General features: G+C 46.0%; 25 protein-coding genes. 9 read left to right on the top strand and 16 right to left on the bottom strand.

Annotated features, from left to right (window positions below):
* Window position 1 precedes the first annotated feature (1 nt).
* The 7 genes from DRW07_RS09710 to argC form a co-directional block, all read right to left on the bottom strand.
* Window positions 2–277 carry a hypothetical protein gene (locus DRW07_RS09710; protein WP_124027721.1) on the bottom strand — a complete coding sequence of 92 codons (276 nt, stop codon included), beginning with the start codon at window positions 275–277 and terminating at the stop codon, window positions 2–4.
* Window positions 278–469: 192 nt separating this feature from the next.
* Window positions 470–1,780 (bottom strand): amino-acid N-acetyltransferase, encoded by a 1,311-nt coding sequence (gene argA / locus DRW07_RS09705; protein ID WP_124027720.1) that lies wholly within the window; start codon window positions 1,778–1,780, stop codon window positions 470–472.
* A gap of 3 nt (window positions 1,781–1,783) precedes the next feature.
* Window positions 1,784–3,169 carry an argininosuccinate lyase gene (gene argH / locus DRW07_RS09700; protein WP_124027719.1) on the bottom strand — a complete coding sequence of 462 codons (1,386 nt, stop codon included), beginning with the start codon at window positions 3,167–3,169 and terminating at the stop codon, window positions 1,784–1,786.
* Complete coding sequence (locus DRW07_RS09695) at window positions 3,169–4,380, bottom strand: argininosuccinate synthase (protein ID WP_124027718.1); 1,212 nt, start codon at window positions 4,378–4,380, stop codon at window positions 3,169–3,171. The genes argH and DRW07_RS09695 overlap by 1 nt, the downstream gene beginning before the upstream one ends.
* Before the next feature lie 14 nt (window positions 4,381–4,394).
* Window positions 4,395–5,303, bottom strand: a complete 909-nt coding sequence (locus DRW07_RS09690) for an ornithine carbamoyltransferase (RefSeq protein ID WP_124028169.1) — start codon at window positions 5,301–5,303, stop codon at window positions 4,395–4,397.
* Between the two features lie 16 nt (window positions 5,304–5,319).
* Window positions 5,320–6,081 (bottom strand): acetylglutamate kinase, encoded by a 762-nt coding sequence (argB, locus tag DRW07_RS09685; RefSeq protein WP_124027717.1) that lies wholly within the window; start codon window positions 6,079–6,081, stop codon window positions 5,320–5,322.
* Entirely contained in the window at window positions 6,078–7,103 is a 1,026-nt protein-coding gene (gene argC / locus DRW07_RS09680; RefSeq protein WP_124027716.1) for an N-acetyl-gamma-glutamyl-phosphate reductase, read from the bottom strand. Before argC ends, argB begins: the two co-directional genes overlap by 4 nt.
* 116 nt (window positions 7,104–7,219) lie before the next feature.
* Between argC and DRW07_RS09675 the strand changes: the two genes are divergently transcribed.
* Window positions 7,220–7,600, top strand: a complete 381-nt coding sequence (locus DRW07_RS09675) for a methylglyoxal synthase (protein ID WP_124027715.1) — start codon at window positions 7,220–7,222, stop codon at window positions 7,598–7,600.
* A gap of 7 nt (window positions 7,601–7,607) precedes the next feature.
* Here the strand turns inward: DRW07_RS09675 and DRW07_RS09670 are convergent, their stop codons facing one another.
* Window positions 7,608–8,360 carry a Spy/CpxP family protein refolding chaperone gene (locus tag DRW07_RS09670; RefSeq protein ID WP_124027714.1) on the bottom strand — a complete coding sequence of 251 codons (753 nt, stop codon included), beginning with the start codon at window positions 8,358–8,360 and terminating at the stop codon, window positions 7,608–7,610.
* Between the two features lie 160 nt (window positions 8,361–8,520).
* Here DRW07_RS09670 and DRW07_RS09665 point away from each other — a divergent pair, with 160 nt between their 5' ends.
* Genes DRW07_RS09665 through trmL form a run of 4 tightly spaced genes read left to right on the top strand, consistent with a single transcriptional unit; the run spans window position 8,521 to window position 12,063 of the window.
* A complete protein-coding gene (locus DRW07_RS09665; RefSeq protein WP_124027713.1) occupies window positions 8,521–9,213 on the top strand; it encodes a response regulator in 693 nt (230 codons plus the stop codon).
* A complete protein-coding gene (locus tag DRW07_RS09660; protein WP_124027712.1) occupies window positions 9,204–10,586 on the top strand; it encodes an ATP-binding protein in 1,383 nt (460 codons plus the stop codon). Before DRW07_RS09665 ends, DRW07_RS09660 begins: the two co-directional genes overlap by 10 nt.
* Entirely contained in the window at window positions 10,586–11,551 is a 966-nt protein-coding gene (locus DRW07_RS09655; protein WP_124027711.1) for an alpha/beta fold hydrolase, read from the top strand. Before DRW07_RS09660 ends, DRW07_RS09655 begins: the two co-directional genes overlap by 1 nt.
* 47 nt (window positions 11,552–11,598) lie before the next feature.
* Window positions 11,599–12,063, top strand: a complete 465-nt coding sequence (trmL, locus tag DRW07_RS09650; RefSeq protein ID WP_124027710.1) for a tRNA (uridine(34)/cytosine(34)/5-carboxymethylaminomethyluridine(34)-2'-O)-methyltransferase TrmL — start codon at window positions 11,599–11,601, stop codon at window positions 12,061–12,063.
* Between the two features lie 303 nt (window positions 12,064–12,366).
* Here trmL and gpsA read toward each other — a convergent pair whose 3' ends face one another.
* From gpsA to DRW07_RS09630, 4 genes are read right to left on the bottom strand one after another with little or no spacing between them, the layout of a single operon-like run.
* Window positions 12,367–13,380, bottom strand: coding sequence for an NAD(P)H-dependent glycerol-3-phosphate dehydrogenase (gpsA, locus tag DRW07_RS09645; RefSeq protein ID WP_124027709.1), 1,014 nt, complete (start codon window positions 13,378–13,380; stop codon window positions 12,367–12,369).
* 10 nt (window positions 13,381–13,390) lie between these two features.
* On the bottom strand, window positions 13,391–13,921 hold the full coding sequence (gene secB / locus DRW07_RS09640) for a protein-export chaperone SecB (RefSeq protein WP_124027708.1): 531 nt from the start codon (window positions 13,919–13,921) through the stop codon (window positions 13,391–13,393).
* Window positions 13,922–13,956: 35 nt separating this feature from the next.
* Complete coding sequence (gene grxC / locus DRW07_RS09635; protein WP_124027707.1) at window positions 13,957–14,214, bottom strand: glutaredoxin 3; 258 nt, start codon at window positions 14,212–14,214, stop codon at window positions 13,957–13,959.
* An 8-nt stretch (window positions 14,215–14,222) separates the two neighbouring features.
* Entirely contained in the window at window positions 14,223–14,648 is a 426-nt protein-coding gene (locus tag DRW07_RS09630; protein ID WP_124027706.1) for a rhodanese-like domain-containing protein, read from the bottom strand.
* Window positions 14,649–14,861: 213 nt separating this feature from the next.
* Between DRW07_RS09630 and DRW07_RS09625 the strand changes: the two genes are divergently transcribed.
* Together DRW07_RS09625 and DRW07_RS09620 are read left to right on the top strand one after the other, a co-directional pair.
* Window positions 14,862–16,001, top strand: coding sequence for a murein hydrolase activator EnvC family protein (locus tag DRW07_RS09625; protein WP_124027705.1), 1,140 nt, complete (start codon window positions 14,862–14,864; stop codon window positions 15,999–16,001).
* Window positions 16,002–16,012: 11 nt separating this feature from the next.
* Complete coding sequence (locus DRW07_RS09620; protein WP_124027704.1) at window positions 16,013–16,474, top strand: methyltransferase family protein; 462 nt, start codon at window positions 16,013–16,015, stop codon at window positions 16,472–16,474.
* A gap of 6 nt (window positions 16,475–16,480) precedes the next feature.
* On the opposite strand, the gene DRW07_RS09615 is transcribed toward DRW07_RS09620, so the two are convergent.
* Together DRW07_RS09615 and DRW07_RS09610 are read right to left on the bottom strand one after the other, a co-directional pair.
* Window positions 16,481–16,666 carry a YgaP family membrane protein gene (locus DRW07_RS09615; protein WP_124027703.1) on the bottom strand — a complete coding sequence of 62 codons (186 nt, stop codon included), beginning with the start codon at window positions 16,664–16,666 and terminating at the stop codon, window positions 16,481–16,483.
* 67 nt (window positions 16,667–16,733) lie between these two features.
* Window positions 16,734–17,714, bottom strand: a complete 981-nt coding sequence (locus tag DRW07_RS09610) for a threonine/serine dehydratase (RefSeq protein WP_124027702.1) — start codon at window positions 17,712–17,714, stop codon at window positions 16,734–16,736.
* 116 nt (window positions 17,715–17,830) lie between these two features.
* Between DRW07_RS09610 and DRW07_RS09605 the strand changes: the two genes are divergently transcribed.
* Entirely contained in the window at window positions 17,831–18,610 is a 780-nt protein-coding gene (locus DRW07_RS09605; RefSeq protein ID WP_124027701.1) for a divergent polysaccharide deacetylase family protein, read from the top strand.
* A gap of 79 nt (window positions 18,611–18,689) precedes the next feature.
* Window positions 18,690–19,127, top strand: a complete 438-nt coding sequence (locus tag DRW07_RS09600; RefSeq protein ID WP_124027700.1) for a MerC domain-containing protein — start codon at window positions 18,690–18,692, stop codon at window positions 19,125–19,127.
* On the opposite strand, the gene DRW07_RS09595 is transcribed toward DRW07_RS09600, so the two are convergent.
* Window positions 19,124–19,813 carry a glycerophosphodiester phosphodiesterase gene (locus DRW07_RS09595; RefSeq protein WP_124027699.1) on the bottom strand — a complete coding sequence of 230 codons (690 nt, stop codon included), beginning with the start codon at window positions 19,811–19,813 and terminating at the stop codon, window positions 19,124–19,126. The genes DRW07_RS09600 and DRW07_RS09595 overlap by 4 nt on opposite strands.
* A 10-nt stretch (window positions 19,814–19,823) precedes the next feature.
* Window positions 19,824–20,690: a DMT family transporter gene (locus tag DRW07_RS09590; protein WP_124027698.1), complete on the bottom strand. Its 867-nt coding sequence runs from the start codon at window positions 20,688–20,690 to the stop codon at window positions 19,824–19,826.
* Window positions 20,691–20,692: the final 2 nt, after the last annotated feature.

The raw sequence follows: 20,692 nt of genomic DNA, 5'->3' as shown, positions 1-20,692 counted from the left end.
TTCACACGTCAAGTGGTTTGAATAGGGCAATTGTCCTGAATTCACCTTCACCAGCGTCATTTTTGTATGAGAGTCTGTCTCTGTTTACTGTAGGGTCGGCGCCGTCCTTAAGTGCACAAACATGCACCGACTTTGACCAGTCTGATACTGTGTTCAAAACGGGAGATACCGGGGTTGCGCCACCAGATTCGTAGTTTATGATTGCCGAGCTTCCTGCTTTTGGGGCTATTGTTGGTGCAGCTTCTAGAACGATAAGGTAGTGTTTACCACTTTGCATAATTAATCTCCCTATTACCTTGGTCTACCTAGCGGTATGTTTGTGTCATTCCTATGACTCGTTGTCAGGCAGTAACAAAACCGTTTGAGTTGTCGCTGAGCATTATGTGCTTCAGTTATCAACTTGACCATAACCTAGCTTAGATTTTGCGGACTGTCCAATAAACGAACTTGCATGATATCAATGAAAGGTCTACAGAGTTAATTCAAAAATCTTTGAATTACGCTGTAAGTTATAGAGGGTCTGCTTTTGTTCTGGCAATGCATCTAGCCCCGCAGGGGTAAAACCCTGCTCTAAAAACCAATGCGCAGTGACAGTGGTCAGGACAAAGAGCTTTTTGATCCCCGCTTCTAATGCGCGGGCGCTGACTGCTTCCAAAATTCGCTCGCCGCGTTGCTTGCCTCGATAATCTCTGTGAGTGGCAACGCAAGCCAGCTCAGCACATCCGTCGTCAGGGTAGAGGTATAGTGCTGCACAACCAATTATCATGCCGTCTCTTTCTATCACCACAAATTCCTCTATCTCGCGTTCAAGACGCTCGCGCGAGCGCGTAACCAAGACACCGCTTTCCTCTAGAGGTTTGATAAGCTTGAGGATGCCTCCTACATCATCGATATTGGCAGAGCGCAATTGTTCGTAGTGATGCTCCATGACTAAGGTGCCAGTACCATCACGGGTAAACAGTTCTTGCAGTAAAGCGCCGTCGTGTTGGTAACTAACGCAGTGAGCACGTACTACCCCTTCAGAGACACTCCTTGCGAGAGCGTAGCCGACGGTCGGCTCAATAGACAGTTGGTTCTTCTTCGCCAGTGCCTGAAAATCGGGCAGCTCTATGGTACGCAACAGTTTGCCGTCATCCCTAAATACGCCTTCTTGTTCAGAAAACGCTATTAACTTATCAGCCTGAAGGGCAATAGCTGCCTCAGTAGCCACATCTTCATGAGATAAATTAAATACTTCTCCGGTAGGTGAGTAACCAATGGGCGATAACAAGACGATAGAACCGTCATTCAAATGATCATTGATAGCTTCAGTATCAATCCGTCTGACCAGGCCAGTATTCTCAAAGTCGACACCATTTTTGACGCCCATCGGTTTGGCTACCACATGATTGCCGCCACACACGCGGATCTGTGCGCCATGCATGGGAGAGTTGGGTAAACCCATAGAAAGCAAAGCTTCGATTTGGGCTCGTACTGAGCCTGCTGCATCTTTAACAGATTCAAGTGTACTTTTGTCAGTGACGCGAATATTGTCTTTAAAGCATGGTTCAATGCCTCTTAATGCCACTCGCTGATCAATTTGGGGTCTGGCACCATGTACCAAAACCAGACGCACACCTAATGAACTCAACAGCGCGATATCATGAATGATATTGGCAAAGTTACTGTGTTCAAAAGCTTCACCGCTGAACATTAGAACGAAAGTTTTACCTCTGTGCGCATTAATGTAGGGCGCAGAGCTTCTGAACAATCTTATACTGTCAGTGTGCGACAACACCATGCCTTAGTCTCCTGAGCGATCCCGCTTTTCTAACTCCCTGTACAAGGCCTCGTTGACGGTTTCCTGCGAAGTACCGCCCAGTGCACAGCGTTTACTGATGCCATACTCCAGTGCTAATACTGCATAAACATCGTCATCAATTTTATTGCACACGGCTTGCATGGCGGAAAGCGGTAAATGCTCTAGCGCACAGCCTTTCTCAATGGCTTCTACCACTAACTGGCCGGTAATATCATGCGCTGTTCTGAATGGAATGCCTTTTCCAACTAGATAGTCAGCGAGCTCAGTGGCATTTGAATAGCCTTGTTGCGCAGCTTCCCGGCAACGTGCAACATTCAGTTCAGCACTGTCTAACACGTCGGCGGCAATGCGGAGACAAATATGCCACTGTGTGACAGCGTCCATAACGCCCTCTTTGTCTTCTTGCATATCCTTATTATAGGCAAGCGGAAGCCCTTTCATAGTGACCAAAAGTGCCTGCAGGTGGCCAAAAACACGTCCGCATTTTCCACGCATTAATTCCAATGCATCAGGGTTTTTCTTTTGTGGCATCAACGATGAGCCTGAAGTAACAGCATCGCCAAGCTGCATAAAGCCTGCCTCACCCGTGTTATAGAAAATCAGGTCTTCAGCCATTCTGGAGATATGCATCATGCTGGTACTGGCGCAAAACAATAACTCCAACACAAAATCCCTGTCGGATACAGCGTCTAAGCTATTCAGACAGGGTTGAGAGAAACCAAGGTCGGTGGCAATACGCTCACGGTTAACCTGATAGGTTGTACCAGCAAGCGCACCACTACCAAGGGGACACTGATTCATTCTGATGACAGCGTCCTCGAGCCGGGAGAGGTCTCGTTTAAACATTTCCACATAGGCCAAACACCAATGTGGCCATAAAATCGGCTGAGCCCGTTGCAAATGGGTATAGCCAGGCAAGATTGCCTGTTGATGGCGTGCAGCGGCTTTGAGCAATGCGTCCGTTAAATGCGTTAGGTCTTGTTGAAGCTGCTTAGCATGACCTCTGCACCATAGTCTAAAGTCGGTGGCGACCTGATCATTACGGCTTCTTCCCGTGTGAAGCTTTCGACCAATATCACCCAATTTGTCGGTAAGCATGGCTTCAACGACAGAGTGAATATCTTCTTCTTCGCTGTCCGACATGTCCAGCTCGCCTGCCTCTACCCGTGCAATAAAATTATTGAGTGTTGTCTCAATTTGCTGCTGTTCATGTTCGGTCAGTACCCCCACTGACAGCAATGCCTGAGACCAGACAATCGAGCCGGTCATGTCTTCGACAGCCATAACATGATCAAACGGCAAAGAGTCATTGACTTGACGAAATAAGTTGCTGCTACCCGACGTGAACCGTCCTCCCCAAAGTGCCATTATGCTTTACCCTGACTTTTTAATGCGGCAATGCGACTGGACAAACTGTACAGACGAATAAAGCCTTCAGCGTGACTTTGATCATAAACGTCGTCTTCACCAAAGGTAGCAAAGTCCTCTGAATACAAAGTGTTTGGTGAACGACGCTGAACAACAGAGGCCTGACCTTTATATAGCTTCACTACTATGTCGCCAGTGACTTTGTCAGCAAGTGTTTGGGCGCCAGCTAGTAACGATTGGCACAGGGGCGTAAACCAGCGACCGTCGTACATAACGTGAGAAAACTCAAGGCCTAAGTACTCTCTGTGCTTCAGAGAGGCTTTGTCTAGCACCATGGTTTCCAGTGCCTTGTAGGCTTTCATCATAACGGTACCGCCCGGGGTTTCGTAACAACCACGAGATTTCATGCCCACAAGACGATTTTCAACAATATCGATCCGACCTACGCCATGTGCTCCGGCAATAGTATTGAGTTTTACCAGTGCCTGATAGGGCGATAAGGCTTCATCATCAACATGCGTAAGCTCGCCTTTATCAAAGGAGAGTTTAACGTGCTGCGGTTTATCAGGGGCCAGTTCTGGTGCCGTGGTCATTGTCCACACCATGTCAGTGGGGGGCTGCCAAGGATCCTCGAGCTCTCCACCTTCGTGAGAAATGTGCCAAGCGTTGCCATCACGGCTGTATATTTTGCGCACTGACGACGTTGACGGAATGTTTTTTTCCTGCAAATACGCCAATAATTGTTCACGAGATACCATATCCCACTCACGCCATGGTGCAATGACTTTTAGGTCAGGAGCTAGCGCTGCAAAGGCTCCTTCAAAGCGTACTTGGTCATTACCTTTACCAGTACATCCGTGGCTGAGTGCATCTGCGCCCACCTTTCTGGCAACTTCGACTTGCGCTTTTGCTATTACGGGTCTGGCCATAGAGGTGCCAAGTAAGTACTCACCTTCATAAACAGCTCCCGTTTTGACGGTGGGGTAAATGTACTCTCGAACAAATTCTTCTTTTAAATCGACAATATGGCATTCAGAGGCACCCGATGCGATGGCTTTGTCATGCAACCCCTCAAGTTCTTCTTCTCCTTGGCCTACATCGGCGGCAAAGGCCACCACTTCACAGCCGTAATTGTCTTTTAACCAAGGCACAATGGCCGATGTATCAAGGCCGCCTGAATAGGCGAGAACGACTTTTTTTATCTCTGACATGCTTTGTGTCCTGCTTAAGCGAATAAGGTTTTTAGTATAGCGTTTTGTGCATACATGCGGTTTTCAGCTTGCTGCATCAATAAAGACGCATCACTGTCGATGATGGCACTGGTTATTTCTAGATCACGGTGTGCCGGTTGACAATGCATGGCATGGGTTGCCCCGGTGTTTTTTAACAGCTCGTGATTAATTTGATAGGGCGTAAAAGCGTCTTTTATTTCAGATAGTGGTGTACTGTCGCCCATTGAAAGCCAAGTATCTGTGTACAGCACGCTGGCCCCTTTAGCTGCGCTTATATCATTCGACTGCACCATATTACAACCGGTCTGATCGGCAATGGATTGCGCTGCATCAAAAATAGCCTGATCGACTTCATGTCCATTAGGTGTAATGACTACTTGGTGGCACCCCAGTAACGCGCCGAGTATTAATAGAGAGTGTGTCACATTATTGCCATCACCAATATATGCCAGCGTGAGTCCTTTGACCTTGCCAAACTGTTCGAAAAGCGTAAGGTAATCAGCGAGTGCCTGGCATGGATGATACTTGTCGCACAGTGCATTGATGACAGGTACGTCTGCAGCGCTAGCAAATGTTTCAAGAGTATTGTGAGAAAACACTCTGGCAATCAGGCCATCTGCCCAGCAGGCTATATTGGCAGCAACATCTGCCGCACCTTCACGGCCATTTAGTTTGCCCGCTTCAGAGTCTACGTAAACTAGGTGACCACCCAATTTGTGAATGCCAATTTCAAAACTCAGACGGGTGCGCAAAGACGGTTTTTCAAATAAAGCGACGATACTTTTGCCTTTTAACACGTCGCCATATTGTTCCATATTGGCTTTCATTTCGACGGCTAAAGCAAGTAATTCGTTTGCCGCTTCAGGCGTCCAATTGGTAAAAGTAAGAAGATCCTGTTTCATTGCAATATTAGCCTTTTTATTCGGGAAGTACATGGGTGCCAGCATCACCAGCCAATATGGCTGACAGGCTGTCACGCCAGCCAGCGATAATGACGGGTTCATGTGTTTTTTGCGCTGTCGCCATAGCTGCATCAACCTTTACCAGCATGCCATCAGTGATGACCTTATCATTCACCAGTGTGGGCAAAGAAGCCGGCGTAATCTCTGTTATTCTTTGCTTTTGTGCATCCAGCACAGAAGGTACATCTGAAAGCAACAGCAAAGGACACTGCAAGGACTCGGCTAGCGTTGCAGCAACGTGGTCAGCATTGATGTTCAGCAGTTCCCCTTCATCTGAAGCTCCAATGCACGCCATAATGGGCAACCACTCTGAACTTATCAGCTGCTCAACTAAAGTGCTGTCAGCGCTGATGGGTTGACCTACGGCCCCTAGCGCGTTATCGAAAACTTCAGCACGGATAGTTTTTCCATCAAGTGCACTGATCCCAACTGCTTTTAACCCTACTGAGTTGGCTTGCGCGACCAGTTTTTTATTTACCGCTCCGGCGAGCATGCCTGTGACATAGGGCATTTGCTCTGGAGGAGAAACTCTAAGTCCATCTTTTTTTATCGTGGTGTAACCTAACTTATTCAGCAAACTAGCCACTTGCGTGCCGCCGCCGTGCACCAGCACCGACTGAATATCGTTTATTTGATACAAGTTGTGCAGAAAGGCCTGCGTCGCTTCGGTTGATTCAAGCAAAGCACCGCCTACTTTAATTACATAAGGCAATGTCATGATAATGCACCTAGCAGGCCAGTAGTTACGTCCCAACCATTGCGCAGGTTGACACACTGGATGGCCTGTGAAGCCGCGCCTTTCAATACATTGTCAATGGCGCTAGTTATTATGATGTGATTGTTTGAAGCTTGAACTTGCCAGTACAAATCACAAAAAGGCGTATTAGCAACATCGTCTACTCTGGTCGGTTTAGATTGAAAACGAATAAGTGGGCAGCGCGCATAACAGGCGGTATAGAGGGCATCAATATCTGCCTGAGACACTCCAGGCGTCAATTTAGCGGTGATGGTTGCCAGTATGCCACGCTTAAAATTGCCTAAATGCGGGGTAAAAATTACCTCTCTATTAAGGTATTGAGCAATTTCTGGCGTATGTCTGTGGGTAAATACGCCATAGGCCTGCAAGCTAACTTCACAATAGCTATTGGCCAAGGAAGCTTTTCTACCTGCGCCCGATACACCAGACGTGGCATTGATCACGGGCAAGGTTGATTGGCAAAGTACATTTGCATCTACCAATGGCATGAGTGCCATCAAAGAAGCGGTCGGATAACAACCGGGCAGTGCTATCAGACTCGCATTGGCAATATCATTAGCAAAATGCTCGGCTAAGCCATACGTCGCTTGCGCCAATAACTCACTGTGTTGGTGAGTAAAGCCGTAGTGAGTTTGGTAAGCATTGGTGTCAGACAACCTGAATGCCGCTGACAAATCATACACAACAGCATTACTCCCCAGTAATGATGCAGTCCAGTCGTGACTTGCCTCATGAGGGGTAGCCAACAAAATCACGTCATTCTCTTTGGCAATGTAGACAAGCTCGTGAGCAGCAGTAGCCTTAACTTTGTGGCCCTTCAGATGCGACAAACCGGGATGAAGCTCGGCGATATCTTTGTCAGCATCAAGGCTGTTAGGCGATACATAGAGACCATTTAACGTTAATTTGGGATGTTGTGAGACCAACTTAACGAGTTCGGCTCCCGTGTATCCACTTGCCCCAAAAATGACTGTCTTAACCATGACTAAAAAACTGTGCTACCGTATTCATGTGAGTAAGCTCGCAGTTTAACTCGAAAGTATAAATATGCAATAAAAATGTATAAATATTTAATATATGGCATTCTGGAGAAATTATTATGTCAACTCATAGGTTGGCCCTGGTGGCTCATGACAATAAAAAACAGGAGCTCATCGAGTGGGCAAGTCGGCATAAAACCTTGTTATCTCAATACGACTTAGTCGCAACGGGAACAACCGGTAAAAAGTTGAATGCGCATACTGGGCTGGCTATTCACAGGTACAAAAGTGGTCCATTGGGGGGCGATCAGCAAATAGGTGCGCTGATCGCAGAGGGCCAACTCTCCGCCTTATTCTTTTTTTGGGACCCGCTCAATGCGCAGCCTCACGACCCGGATGTAAAAGCGCTACTAAGGCTTTGCTCTGTGTACAACACCCCAGTAGCATGTAATCTGGCGACGGCAGATTTACTGGTTTCGTCGCCACACTTTTTGCGTTAGCCACTGCCTAGGCCTTTTTGCGCATATGCTTCATTTTGTGTTTTATCATGCGCTTTAACTTTTTCTGTTGCTCAGTGTCGAGCGCCGTGTATAGGGTATGCAGAGTATTCACCATTTGTGTTGCTGAAGTACGCATATTCGTTTCATGCAGATCGTAAAGGTCCACCCAAGCTGTGGCATCAAACGATGGGGCTTGAATAATATCTCGCTCGGCAACTTTGAAGCTATGTAATAGTGTTTGCATGTTTTCGCGGTTGTCGGTCAGTGCTGCGGTCAACTCGTCGATTTGGATTTGCTGCTCACTGGTCAGGTCAAGTTTACTAAACAGTTTAGCTGGGTCTCGTCCTACACGGGCATTTTGCATGTTTTCAGACATTCTTGCTTCCAGCTTGTCTCTTTGCGTCTCATCCAATATTTGACCCAAAACATAACGGCGTTCTGCCATTGCAAGCCCTTTTGCTCTGCGTTGCGATGACAAGGCGTCGAGTGCTAATGAAAGTTTTAGGGGGTCAAGTTCATCCGCAAATGCGATTGGCATCAGTGCTATCATGGGGTTGCTGTGTGCCTGCTTGTTTATTGAGGGCATAATCTCACGCATTTTTTCCCGTTGCGCATCCGTTAAATTCAATGACTGAATAAACGCTTTTCTGTTTTCCAAACCGTCTTTGTGAGGACCAGAAATCGCCAATGTCGACGTTGCCAGTAAACCCGCTGTTACGGCACCTAGTAAAAAAGGAGTCAAGTTAATCTTAATCTTCATTTGTATTCGCTCATGTTTGTTAACGTTCGATAGCAGTATAAGAAGTACAATGCAAAGAAGTGGCAAGTGTATGTAAAGGTTTCGTAAAGGTGCAGCTCAGACTTTGCCTCTTGGCAATCCGGCAGTAAGCTATAGCAACCATGTATAGTTATTTGATGAAATGACACATTCACACGTATTGATCATTGACGATGATAAGCAACTGACCACAATGCTTGACGAGTTCCTTCGTACCAACGGGTATGAAGTGTCTGTAGCCAATGATGGGCAAGAAGGGCTCGACAGGTTGAATCATGCAAACCATTACGATGTGGTACTACTCGATGTCATGATGCCCGTCAAAGATGGCTTTGATGTGTTGAGAGAAATGCGCCATTTCTGTTTTACCCCTGTAATTATGCTCACCGCGCGCGGTGATGATTATGACCGTATATTGGGTCTTGAGCTGGGCGCTGATGATTACCTGCCAAAACCTTTTAATCACAGAGAATTGATGGCGCGAATCAAAGCATTAATTCGGCGCCGTACCCACTATGACGATTCCAATCAAGCTCTCAGCATAGAAATAGGTGAAATCAGCATTCATGCCTCCTCACAAAAGGTGACCTATTGTGGTCAGCAACTTGAGCTCACTGGAACAGAATTTGCGACACTTTTTTTGTTAGCTAAACAGGCCGGTCACTTGGTTAGTAAGGCAGCGATTAGTGAGCAGGTATTGGGCAGAAAACTTATGGAGTTTGATCGCAGCATAGATATGCATGTCAGCAATATTCGCAAAAAACTCGCTGCGATCAATGATCAGCCGACCATCAAAACAGTCAGAGGGGCGGGGTATATTCTGTTATGTCCATAATCTCACGCGTAAGACATTCCGTTGGATTGCGACTACTTATTGGCTTTTGGGCTACGTTACTGGCGGCCATTCTGTGTATTTGGCTGGTTGCACAATGGCAAAAAAGTGACGTTGAGATTGCGCGGGTTGATTCTCAGGACATCCGCCTTTTAGATGCTGCAAAACAAAGGACGCTTCGCGCTTTTAATCGTGTAGGTACTATTGAAGGGATTAAGGACCTACTCGCGAATAGTAGAAAAGGCAGAGTCGTGCTCTACGATGTTGGCAAGCAACGAGTATTAAGTCCCCCGAGTCGTTTTAAACGTCGCCTGGATCGCGATGTTAATGAACTTATCGAGCAGAGTACGCCCATTAAAATATCACGCCCTCCTTATCAACTCATCGGCCCAGTGCCTTTGCAGTTGGCAGGAAAAGATTTTCTGCTGTTTGTACAGCGCCCAGGAAAAGAAGGCCTGTCCAGTTACCCCAATGCGCCTTATTTCATCATTTTGGTCCTCTTGATCATGTCAGTGCTATTTAGTGTTTTTTTTACACGATCAATAGTGACGCCCATAAGAGAGCTATACAAAACTAGCCAACAATTAGCCAACGGAGACTGGCGAGCTAGGGTGAGTGAGAAGCAGTGTAAGAAAGACGAGATTGGGCAGTTAGCGACGGGCTTTAATACAATGGCAGATAAACTAGCTCAAAACTGGCAGGGACAGCAGCGTCTGCTGGCCGATGTATCCCATGAATTGCGTTCACCATTAACGCGTTTAAACATGGCCGTTGCATTAGCCGAACAAGCAGCCAAAGACAATGCGGTTATTAAAACGGCGCTGCTGAGGATTGAACAAGAAACCGCTGTTATGGAGGAAATGATTGGCAAAGTACTTACGTTGTCTCGCGCTGAAGCAGCAATGGCAAAAAAAGAGGATTTATCTTTGCTAGAATTATTGGAGCCCGTCCTGAGTAACGCAGAATTTGAAGCGTCGCAATTGAATAAGTCGTTTACTGTCAGCGCAATACCCAATATAACGGTGCACGTTCAGCGCGACGCAGTGCAAAGTGGTATCGAAAATGTGATCCGCAATGCAATTCGTCACGCAAAAGGTCGAATTGACGTGCAACTCAGCGAAGTGGCGAACGAGCATCAACCGTGCTGGTGTGTAACGGTAACGGACGACGGTAGCGGGTTGGCTGAGGATGACTTACAGCATATCTTTTCGCCATTTTATCGAGCTGAGCGGGCCCGAGATAGAAAATCAGGTGGGGTGGGATTGGGTTTAGCTATTGCGAAAGCCGTTGTGACAGCGCATCATGGCAATATCGAGGCAACTAATCACAGTGACGGCGGCCTGAAGGTGTCACTGTCATTCAGTAAGCGGTCTTAATGAGCTGGAACTTAACTGAAGAACAAGCACTGGAAAGCGGATACTTTTCTCACATCAATGCTTTTTGGCAGAACCATGTGGTTCTTGGTCAATTTATTGGTGAAGAAAATATTGAACTTCACTTTGCTTATTGTATACCGGAAAACCCGAAAGGGGCGATAGTACTGTGTAATGGTCGGGTAGAAACCTTCCTTAAGTATAAAGAGGTCATCTACGACTTCTACCAAAATGGATTTGCCTGTTTTACTCTTGATCACAGAGGCCAAGGGCTTTCTGGACGAATGACACAAGACCCTCAGCACGGATACGTAAAACACTTTGCACACTACGTTGATGACCTGTGTACATTTGTCAGTAACATTGTGCAACCGCAATGGAAGGGTGACCTCAGTCTGGTCTGTCATTCCATGGGAGGGGCTATTGGTGCCTTGACCTTGCTTCATCGACCTGAGCTTTTCGAGCGGGCAGTATTTTGTTCGCCCATGTTTGGCATAAAGCCATCACTACCGGATTGGGCAGCGACTGCGATTGTTGAGGCTGGTTTAAAAATCAATCGAATCCGCAACAGGGAAAGTGGCTATTTCTTTGGTCAAAAGCCGTACACAGTTTATCCATTTCAGGTAAACCCACTCACACACAGTAAAGTGCGCTATGAATGCATGGTAGAGCTCTATAAAGATACACCGGCGCTGCAACTGGGCGGCGTGACGACAGAGTGGCTCGCTGCGGCAAAGGATGCGATGAATGAAATTGAGTTGCGCGCCTTTGAAATTTCCCAACCTGTATTGGTGTTCAGCTCTGCTAGAGACATCATTATCGACAATAAACGGCAACGAATAGTGGCGGCTACCATGCCCAGTGGCGAATTGGTAAAAGTGGCACATGCACGCCACGAATTACTGATGGAGCGTGACGATATCAGGAACCCGGTACTTGCGCGTATAATGGATTTTCTGTCGCAATAGCTCTGCTATTTTTACATTTTCAGTTCTACAGAGGTAAGCAATACACAATGTTAGACATTGTTTTATATCAACCCGAGATCCCACCAAATACGGGCAATATTATTCGGCTTTGCGCCAATACCGGGTTTTCACTTCATCTAATCGAGCCTCTTGGATTTGTGTGGGATGACAAACGCGTTCGTCGTGCTGGACTGGATTATCACGAATTTGCAGAGGTAAAACGGCACAAAAGTTTACACACCTATATTGAACAGTATTTGCAAGGTAGGCTCTACGCCATCGAAACCTGTGGTGCCGTTTTTCATTCTGATGTGGATTATGCGCCTGGTGATGCCTTGTTGTTTGGTCCGGAAACAAGAGGCTTACCGCAAGATGTGATCGATGAGTTACCTGCACAACAGTGTATTCGAATACCCATGTTAGAAGGTAGCCGGAGTATGAATCTATCTAATGCGGTTTCTGTATGTGTTTATGAATCTTGGCGCCAGCTGGGGTATGTAAAATCAGTATGAATCTGTACCATAAAACCAGTTTCGAACCGATTTTACAGGTGTACTATCCAATTATCATACACTACACAAGTGTTCAGAGCGTCAATGGCTCTCTGGACTAACCCTTAGAGTTATACGATGAGAAAAGCCGCTTATTTTTTCTTGGGCATTGTTACCAGCCTTCTGCTATCGCACTTTTTTAACTTCTCACTATGGCTAGAAGCATCAATCGCGGTGTCGATTGCTGTTTGTATCTTGTTCTTGGAGTACGCATACAAAAGAGCGGTGGCTTAGTGCTTTTAAGCACTTATCGCTAGTGCAAGCTTATTCGGCTTTCATATCCCTGCCAAGCAGTGCCATTGCAGCCTCTTTTGCAGTTTTGCCTTCATATAAGACCGCATAGATTTGTTCGCAAATAGGCATTTCTACCTTGTGCTTTTGCGCCAGGACATGCACTTCTTCGGTGTTTCTGTAGCCTTCAACAACCTGACCAATATCGCTTATCGCCTGTTCAATGCTTTTCCCAGCACCCAGTGCCAGTCCGAAGCGCCGATTACGTGATTGATTGTCTGTACAGGTCAGCACTAAGTCGCCGAGTCCGGCCATACCCATAAAGGTTTCAGGCTGTGCCCCCAGACAGGTTCCTAGTCTGGCCATTTCGGCCAAACCTCTTGTGATCAGTGCTGTTCTGGCATTGGCGCCAAAGCCCAGTCCATCGGCCAAACCCGCGCCAATCGCAATAACATTCTTGATGGCTCCACCAAGCTGAACGCCGACGATGTCTGCATTTTTGTAGACCCGAAAAGTGCGTTTACAATGTAGCTTAGCTGCCATTCTCTCTACTAAAGCTTCGTTATCTGAAGACAGGGAAATAGCAGTTGGTAGGCCTGCGGCCATCTCTTTGGCAAACGTTGGACCCGATAATACGGCGATAGGGTAAGAGGTGCCTAACACGGACTTAGCTACGTCCTGCAGGAGATTCCCTGTATGAGGCTCCAAGCCTTTGGTTGCCCAGGTAATAGCGTGTTTATTGGTAAGCAGCGGTTTAATAGTTTTGAGCATTGCTGTGAACGCGTGACTGGGTACTACTACCAACACATCTGACGCGTTAGCAATGGCGTCTTGTAGGCGCTTTGTAGGATGCAAGGTTTCAGGAAAGTCAAAACCCGGTAAATAGCGTGTATTTTGGCGAGTATCTATGAGAGTTTGAATGTGGTTAGGATCACGTCCCCACAGATATGTTGGGACGTTATTCCTGGCCAGACAAAAAGCCAAGGCCGTGCCGTAAGAGCCAGCGCCAAGAACGGCTACGGCGGCGTTTTTGTCTGTGTTACTCATAATGTTTGGCTTATGCGTCTAGCTTAGGAGAAGGTTGAGACGCTTGCTCACCCTGCTCAGCCTTTGCTGCTTCTGCTCGCTTTTGCACATATGCTGAAAAGATAGCATCGAAGTTAACAGGTGCAAGGTTTAGTGGAGGGAATGTGCCTTTATTAACTAAACTTGAAACTGTTTCTCTGGCGTAAGGAAACAATAGGTTAGGGCAATACGAACCCACCATATGTGCTTTACTTCCATCAGGTAAATCGCCAATAGCAAAAATACCGGCTTGCTGAACTTCACACAAAAACGCCGTTTCACCTTCAACGGTAGCGGTAACGGTTACCGCAAGCACCACTTCAAACAAGTTATTTTCAAGTTGGTTGGTACGGGTATCAAGATCAAGCTTTATCTCAGGTTTCCACTCTTTAGCGAAAATAGCGGGTGAATTAGGCGTCTCAAACGACATATCTTTTGTGTAAATGCGTTGAATAGAAAACGCTGACTGTTGATTCTGTGCGCCTTGATCGGCTGTATTCTGTGTGTTTTGCTCATCTGCCATGAGTACTTTCCTATAAATTTATTGAGTGTGTTCGATCATGCGTTCAGCAAAGGATCGAGTGCGTTCTTTGTCTCTAATGCAAACATATCGTCGCAGCCACCAATGTGCTTTCCGTCGATAAAAATTTGCGGGACAGTATACCCGCCGTTGGCGCGCGTGATCATTTCTTCGCGCAAGTCGGGTTGTTTGTCTATGGGATATTCAATGTATTCTATGCCTTTGCTCTCTAACAGAGCCTTAGCGCGGTGGCAATAAGGACAGTAGCCTTTGGTGTATATTTCAACATTACTCATAACAAACCCTATTTGCTTACCGGCAGCCCAGCTGACTGCCAAGCATTCATGCCACCTTTCAAAAGTGTTGCACGAGCAAAACCGGCTTTATGTAAATCTAATGCAGTCTTACGCGCGGTATTTCCCATTGCACACACTACGATAATGGGTTTGCTCTTCGATTTTTCAAGTGGCCCGAACTGACTGTTGCGGATCGCTTCTGGTTTTAGTTGCCGTGCACCCAAAATGTGTCCTGCATTGAAACTTTTAGCATCGCGAATATCCAAAACGATGGCATCTTCCTTGTTAATCAACAATGTTGCTTCATGGGTGTTCACTTCTTTGACTGGTGAAACTGCGCTGCTCACGAAACTGTAAATTAGCATTGCGACTAGCGCCACCCAAATAGCTGACAAAATGAAATTATTGCCAGCAAACTCAATCAGCTGTTGCATTGACCATTACTCTTTGTTCAAAATCAGCGCCGAGTATAGCGATTTTGTTCTCAAAAACCAGTGTTCGACGGTGAAGTTGTTGGCAGATAGTCGTGGTATCCCCCGCCTGCTTTGATAAACTGGTTGAACTAGAGAATTGCGTATGGCTTGTAACCCTTTGTTTTTTAGTCAATACCAATTCCGTTTTTATTGAAAAGGTGGGTAGCAAAGAAAATGAAATTTGGGGTGTGTTGTTTGCTTATCCTTGGTGTCTTGTGGCCACGCTTTTGTTACGCCCAAACTGAAGATCCGCAAACGGCCCAGCTCGAAGAGTTGCAGCGAGAGCTAGCAGAACGTCAGGCGAGGCTTGCTGAACAAAAAGCATCAGCCAAAGAACTGGAAGCTATTCTAAAGGAGTCTGAACTTGCTATAGGTCGCGTAGCAAGAGCGTTAAGCAATACACGCAATGAATTACAGACCAATCGAAATGAACAATCTTCACTAAAAGCAGAAAGGCGGGAATTGCAGGCTCGCATCAGTGCTCAACAAGCGCAGCTCAGTGCGCAGTTACGCAGTGCCTATATGGCTGGAAATTACGATTACGCTAAAATGCTGTTTAACCAAGAGGATGCGTTGAAGTTTGAGCGAGTACTTACTTACTATCAATACTTCAGTAAGGCAAGGCAAGATGCTATCAGCCTATTTCGAAACGACATTGCTGAGTTGGTCACCGTCACGCAACGTTTGGAAGAGGCTGAACGCACATTGACGCAATTACTATCCAGACAAGAAAATCAGCAGCAAGAATTATCTGCCCGGCAGGATGATCGCAAAAAAACACTAGACCAGATAAACCGTCAAATTATCTCTGATGCGCAGGCGGTTGCTTCACTGCAAGAAAATGAACAAGCCTTGATACGTGCGATTGAAGCCGCTGAGGCCGCCAGAGCTGCTGCGCGTTCAGCCGAAGTAACATTAGTAGGTCTGGATCAAGTAAAAGGCAATTTGACAAGACCGGCGCAAGGGCGCGTTCAGCGTTTATTTGGTCAAAGAAGACAGGGGCAGGTCAGGTGGAAAGGTATAGTTATTGAGGGACGAGCCGGTAGCCCTGTTAATGCTGTTCACGATGGCAAAGTACTCTATGCGGATTGGCTAAAAGGCTTCGGTCTGGTCAGTATTATTGATCATGGCGAGGGCTACATGAGTGTGTACGGCCACAATCAGGCACTCTTAAAACAGGCCGGTGATATGGTAAGAAGCGGAGAGACTATTGGTCTGGTTGGGCAAAGCGGTGGCCAGGCTTACCCCAATTTGTATTTTGAAATTCGTCACAAAGGTAAGGCCTTGAACCCAACCGGCTGGATAGCTTTTTAGGTAACAACATCATGCAATTTCTTGAATGTCGTATTCCCCCCGTATTGGTTTTATTGATTGCTGGTCTAGGTGCTTTTTTCACTAAACAGGTCTATTCAGATTACATTTGGATTGGCGAATGGCAGCGGGGGGTAAGTGTGTTACTGCTCATCGCTGGCATCTTGGTCGCGGTGGCTGGTGTAATAAGTTTTAAACGTGCGAACACGACGGTTAACCCGGTCGCAATAGATAAAGCCAGTGCATTAGTCACCACTGGCATTTTCCAGTATACCCGCAACCCCATGTATCTTGGGATGCTCCTTGTACTCACTGCTTACTGTATTAAAGCAGGCGTACTCATGGCACTTATCTGGCCCTTATTGTTTGTGGTTTACATGAACCGTTTTCAAATTGTCCCAGAGGAAAAAGCTCTCACAGGACAATTCGGTCAGGTATACATAGATTACACCTTGCGAGTGCGCCGTTGGTGTTAGTAACAGTCATGATGATTGTGTTGAGATACCAAAGAGACGATATATCGGACAAAAACCAACAATGCCAGTAAGAAGAGGCACAATACCAATATAACCCAACGGTGATGTTGGCCCCCAAAATACAAGGCTTAACAACACGAGCCCAAGTACAGTTCTTGCGATTCGGTCTACCACACCTTCATTCATAAACATAGCCATGCTCCAATCTTCATTGAGGTTTTTAGCATACGCTTATTCTCGGAAAGGAGCTTGACGTAGGTCAATCCGGCGTATTGATGATCGACTTTAACGTGTCAAAACTGATATTTTTCCCGCACACAACAATTGCGATGCGTTTCCCTTGATACTGTTCCCTCAATTTATATGCACCTGCAATAGCTACGGCTGCAGCACCTTCAATAATAGTATTATCCAATGCTAATGTACTTTTTATGGTACTGGCTATTAGCTGCTCCTCTACCAAGACCTTTTTATCAATCACAGACTGACAAATATCAAAGGTAATTGTGTTGGCTTCTATGCCGCCTGCAGTGCCATCTGAAAGGGTGGGTTGTTCTTCAACCTCGATAACCTGACCTGCGTCTAGACTCGACGCCATGGCAGTAGAATGCTGAGGCCAGCAGCCAATAATATCTGTGTGAGGTGAAACCGATTTGATGATGGTGCCAATCCCACCAATTAACCCGCCTCCGCCAACGGCGATAAAAACAGCGTCGAAAGGGACTTTTGTATCCAGTAGCTCAATACCTATGGTACCTTGTCCTGCCATTACGGCCCAGTCGTTATAGGGAGAGATATAGGTTTTTTTCTCTTGGCTAGCGAGCCTTTGCGCGTATTGCTCAGCGACAAGACAATCGCCGTTGACTTTAATTAATTGTGCACCCAAGCGGCTGATATTGTCACATTTAACCTTGGCAGCATTGTCTGGCACGCACACGGTTAGCGGTATATCCAATGATGCTGCGGCATAAGCACAACCAAATCCATGATTACCTGAACTGGCAGTAATCACGCCTCGTCTTTTTTGCTCATGAGTAAGACTGAGTATCTTATTTAACGCACCACGAAATTTGAATGAACCCGTATACTGTTGATTTTCTAGTTTTAGCCAAACTTCATTTTTCCATTCCTGCGAGAGTCTGTAAGATTTAACGCAAGGCGTTTTCAACGGCGAAACAGGCGCTTCGTCGAAACGTTGTTTAGCCTGCAAAATATAAGAACAAAGCGCTTCATTTATCATTGAGTTTGAACCGAATTATCGTTGGGTATTTGCACAATACCTGATACAGTAACAAAGAAAAAAGGAAAGGTATTGCATTGAAAGCTGTGCGGCTATGTTGTCAGGTTTTTGTTTGTATGGTGGTTGTAGCTTTTGGTGTACAAGCAGCCGACAAAACACATCGTTCAAAAGTAAACTCGCTCCCCAAAATCATTATTGTGCTCGATGATGTTGGTTATAAAAAATCCGACGCTGCTGCATTTGATTTGCCTGTAGAGGTGGCCTTTTCAATTTTACCTCAAACACCTTACGCCAATGAGTATGCCAATAGGGCAAATGCGCAAGGGCGAGATGTCATGTTGCACTTACCCATGTCTTCCCAACGCAAAAGAGCATTGGGGCCAGCGGCGCTCAAAGTAGGTATGTACGATCAGGATATTGAACAGGTGCTTATTGACGCGTTAGACAGTGTTCCCCATGTCATCGGGGTCAATAACCATATGGGAAGCGCACTTACTGAGCAATACGCGCCCATGCGAACCTTGATGAGTGCGCTAAAATCGAGGTCTTTGTTTTTTTTAGACAGTCGAACATCACCCCACTCTGTTGCTTTTGAAACCGCACGTGACATCGGTTTGGCAACTGATAAGCGTCATATTTTTATCGACCATATTCAAACTGAAGCCTTTTACGAGCAACAGGTCCACCGATTGATACGCATTGCTAAAAAGTATGGCCGGGCGATAGGTATCGCACATCCTTATCCGTCCAGTCTTCGCTATCTCTCACATGCCCTCAACGATATAGAACGTCAAGGCGTCACATTACAGCATGTGTCTGACTACTTTGATTCAAGGTTCCCTCGAGAACGCAAAAGCTATAAAAGTACAGAGTTAGTAGCAGCGCCTTCAGAATAGTTTTTATACACGTTAACACTATCTTCTTTGTGCATTATGCTATATTATCACGTTCCCTTAAAATGTAACCTTATAACATATGCACGAAGCCAAAATACAGTCTACGTTTCTCGACAAATGCGGCATCTGGATTTCCAGCCTATGCGCCGTGCATTGTCTAGTCTTGCCTGTAACTATCGCTGTTCTGCCGGCGGTCGCGAGCACCTTCTTTGCGCAGCACTGGTTTGAGAGGGCTATCTTACTTGCCTCTTTATGTTTAGGTGGCATCGCTATGGGAATCGGTATCCTTAGGCATCATGGTCGTAAAAAGCCCATTTATTTACTCGCAGCGGGCGGATTAACGTACTGGTTTAAAGACAGCTTAGGTCACGACCTTGAGCCCGTGCTGGTGTTGATTGGTGCTGTGCTTATTATTGCGGGGCACACACTAAACATGCGGTTAATTAGGCGTTGTAAAGGATGCAGTAAAAAAGCCACAGTAGACACTGCAACCGCAGCAGAGAGTGCCAGTTACTAAATACAGTCCAGTGCTATGTCAGGGTAATTGGTAAATATTCCGTCCACACCCATTGCCCGGCACCTTTTCATATCCTCTAACTTATTCACAGTGAATACCCAAACCTGCTGATTATTACTGTGAATTACATCAACCAGTTTTTGATTGATGATGTTGATATCCACATTTACTGCAAAGGCATCAAATTCTTTGATTGTTTTTACTATATGCAGAGGGTAATGCGCGATGAGGTAAGCGATTTTTACTGTGGGCATTTGATTCGCGATTTCTCTTAACCAAGGATGGTTAAATGAAGAGATGACCAACTTGTTCACAATATAAGGATAAGCCGCCAGTAGCCTTTTTATCTCATCAACCCAAGCGTGAATGTCCTCGATATATTTCAGTTCTAAATTACACCAGGTAGTCTCATTCAGGCATTCAAACAATTCAGACAAAACAGGGACTTTATTGCCATTGCCCGCATTCAATCGGCGAATGTCTGTTAAGGTGCAATCGGGCACAAAACCCTTTCCATTTGTTGTTCTGTCAAGGTGAAAGTCATGAATAATGACACTGGACGTACCTTCGATTTGAAATACGTCACATTCAATACCGTGAGCTTTTTGTATTAATGCAAGTTTGAAGGCTTCTACCGTGTTTTCTGGCGCGTATCCACTCGCGCCTCTATGTCCGATAATCAACATTGTGTCAATGCTAGACCTTGCTTGACTTGTGTGTCACTACTGTCTCATAGATAGATGCGCTGGTCACCAGAATTCCGCCCAATAGCGTTTGCCAGTTGGGGGATTCATTCAAAATGATGATCGAGAGTGCAACACCGTATATAGGTTGCATCGAGGCCACCAACGAAAATGTTTTAGCGCGTAAATGCTTGAGAGACTGCGCAATTAATGCATGCGGTAATGCGGTAAATACTGTGCCTAAAAGCAATAGCCATAACCAGTCGTCTATGTCGGCTACACGCAATCCATTAAAACCGAAAGGCAATAGGAGTATACAAATTACAGCGGTTTGCCACGCCATGGCTTTTGCACCGCTATACTGGCTAAAATGCTTGCGGTGAATGAGGTTGCGCAGTGAATACAAAAACGCAGAAAAAACACCTACCAACACACCCATTGTTATGTCATTACTGAGGTCAGGCGCTGGGACGATAAGAGCAATACCTAGTAATACTACGAGTGCACTGAGTATGTCCTGCCAGTGAATGGTGCCTTTTTCAATGAAAGGCTCCATAAACACAGTAATCACAGGAAAAGTAAAAAGAGCAATAATACCGACAGAAACACCAGCATATTGCATTGCAGCAAAATAGGTTACCCAGTGCACAGCCATCAATGCGCCTAAAAAGCACGCCATCACATAATCTCGGATATTTGTTAGCACCAGACTGCCCCGTTTGCTATACACGAGCAACGTGAGTACAACAAAGGCAAATATTGACCTGCCTAAGGTAATATCTGTGGCTGGGAGACTGATGATTTGAGAAAAGAGCGCAGTACCACCCAGCAGTACAACAGTGAGATGCAGTGAGACTAAACTGCGCTTAACAGGGTCCATTG

The sequence above is a fragment of the Paralteromonas sediminis genome (genome assembly GCF_003820355.1).
Taxonomy (GTDB): Bacteria; Pseudomonadota; Gammaproteobacteria; order Enterobacterales; family Alteromonadaceae; genus Alteromonas_F; species Alteromonas_F sediminis.
The sequence above is the reverse complement of the archived record's forward strand: the minus strand, read 5'-3'. Positions and strand labels throughout refer to the sequence as shown.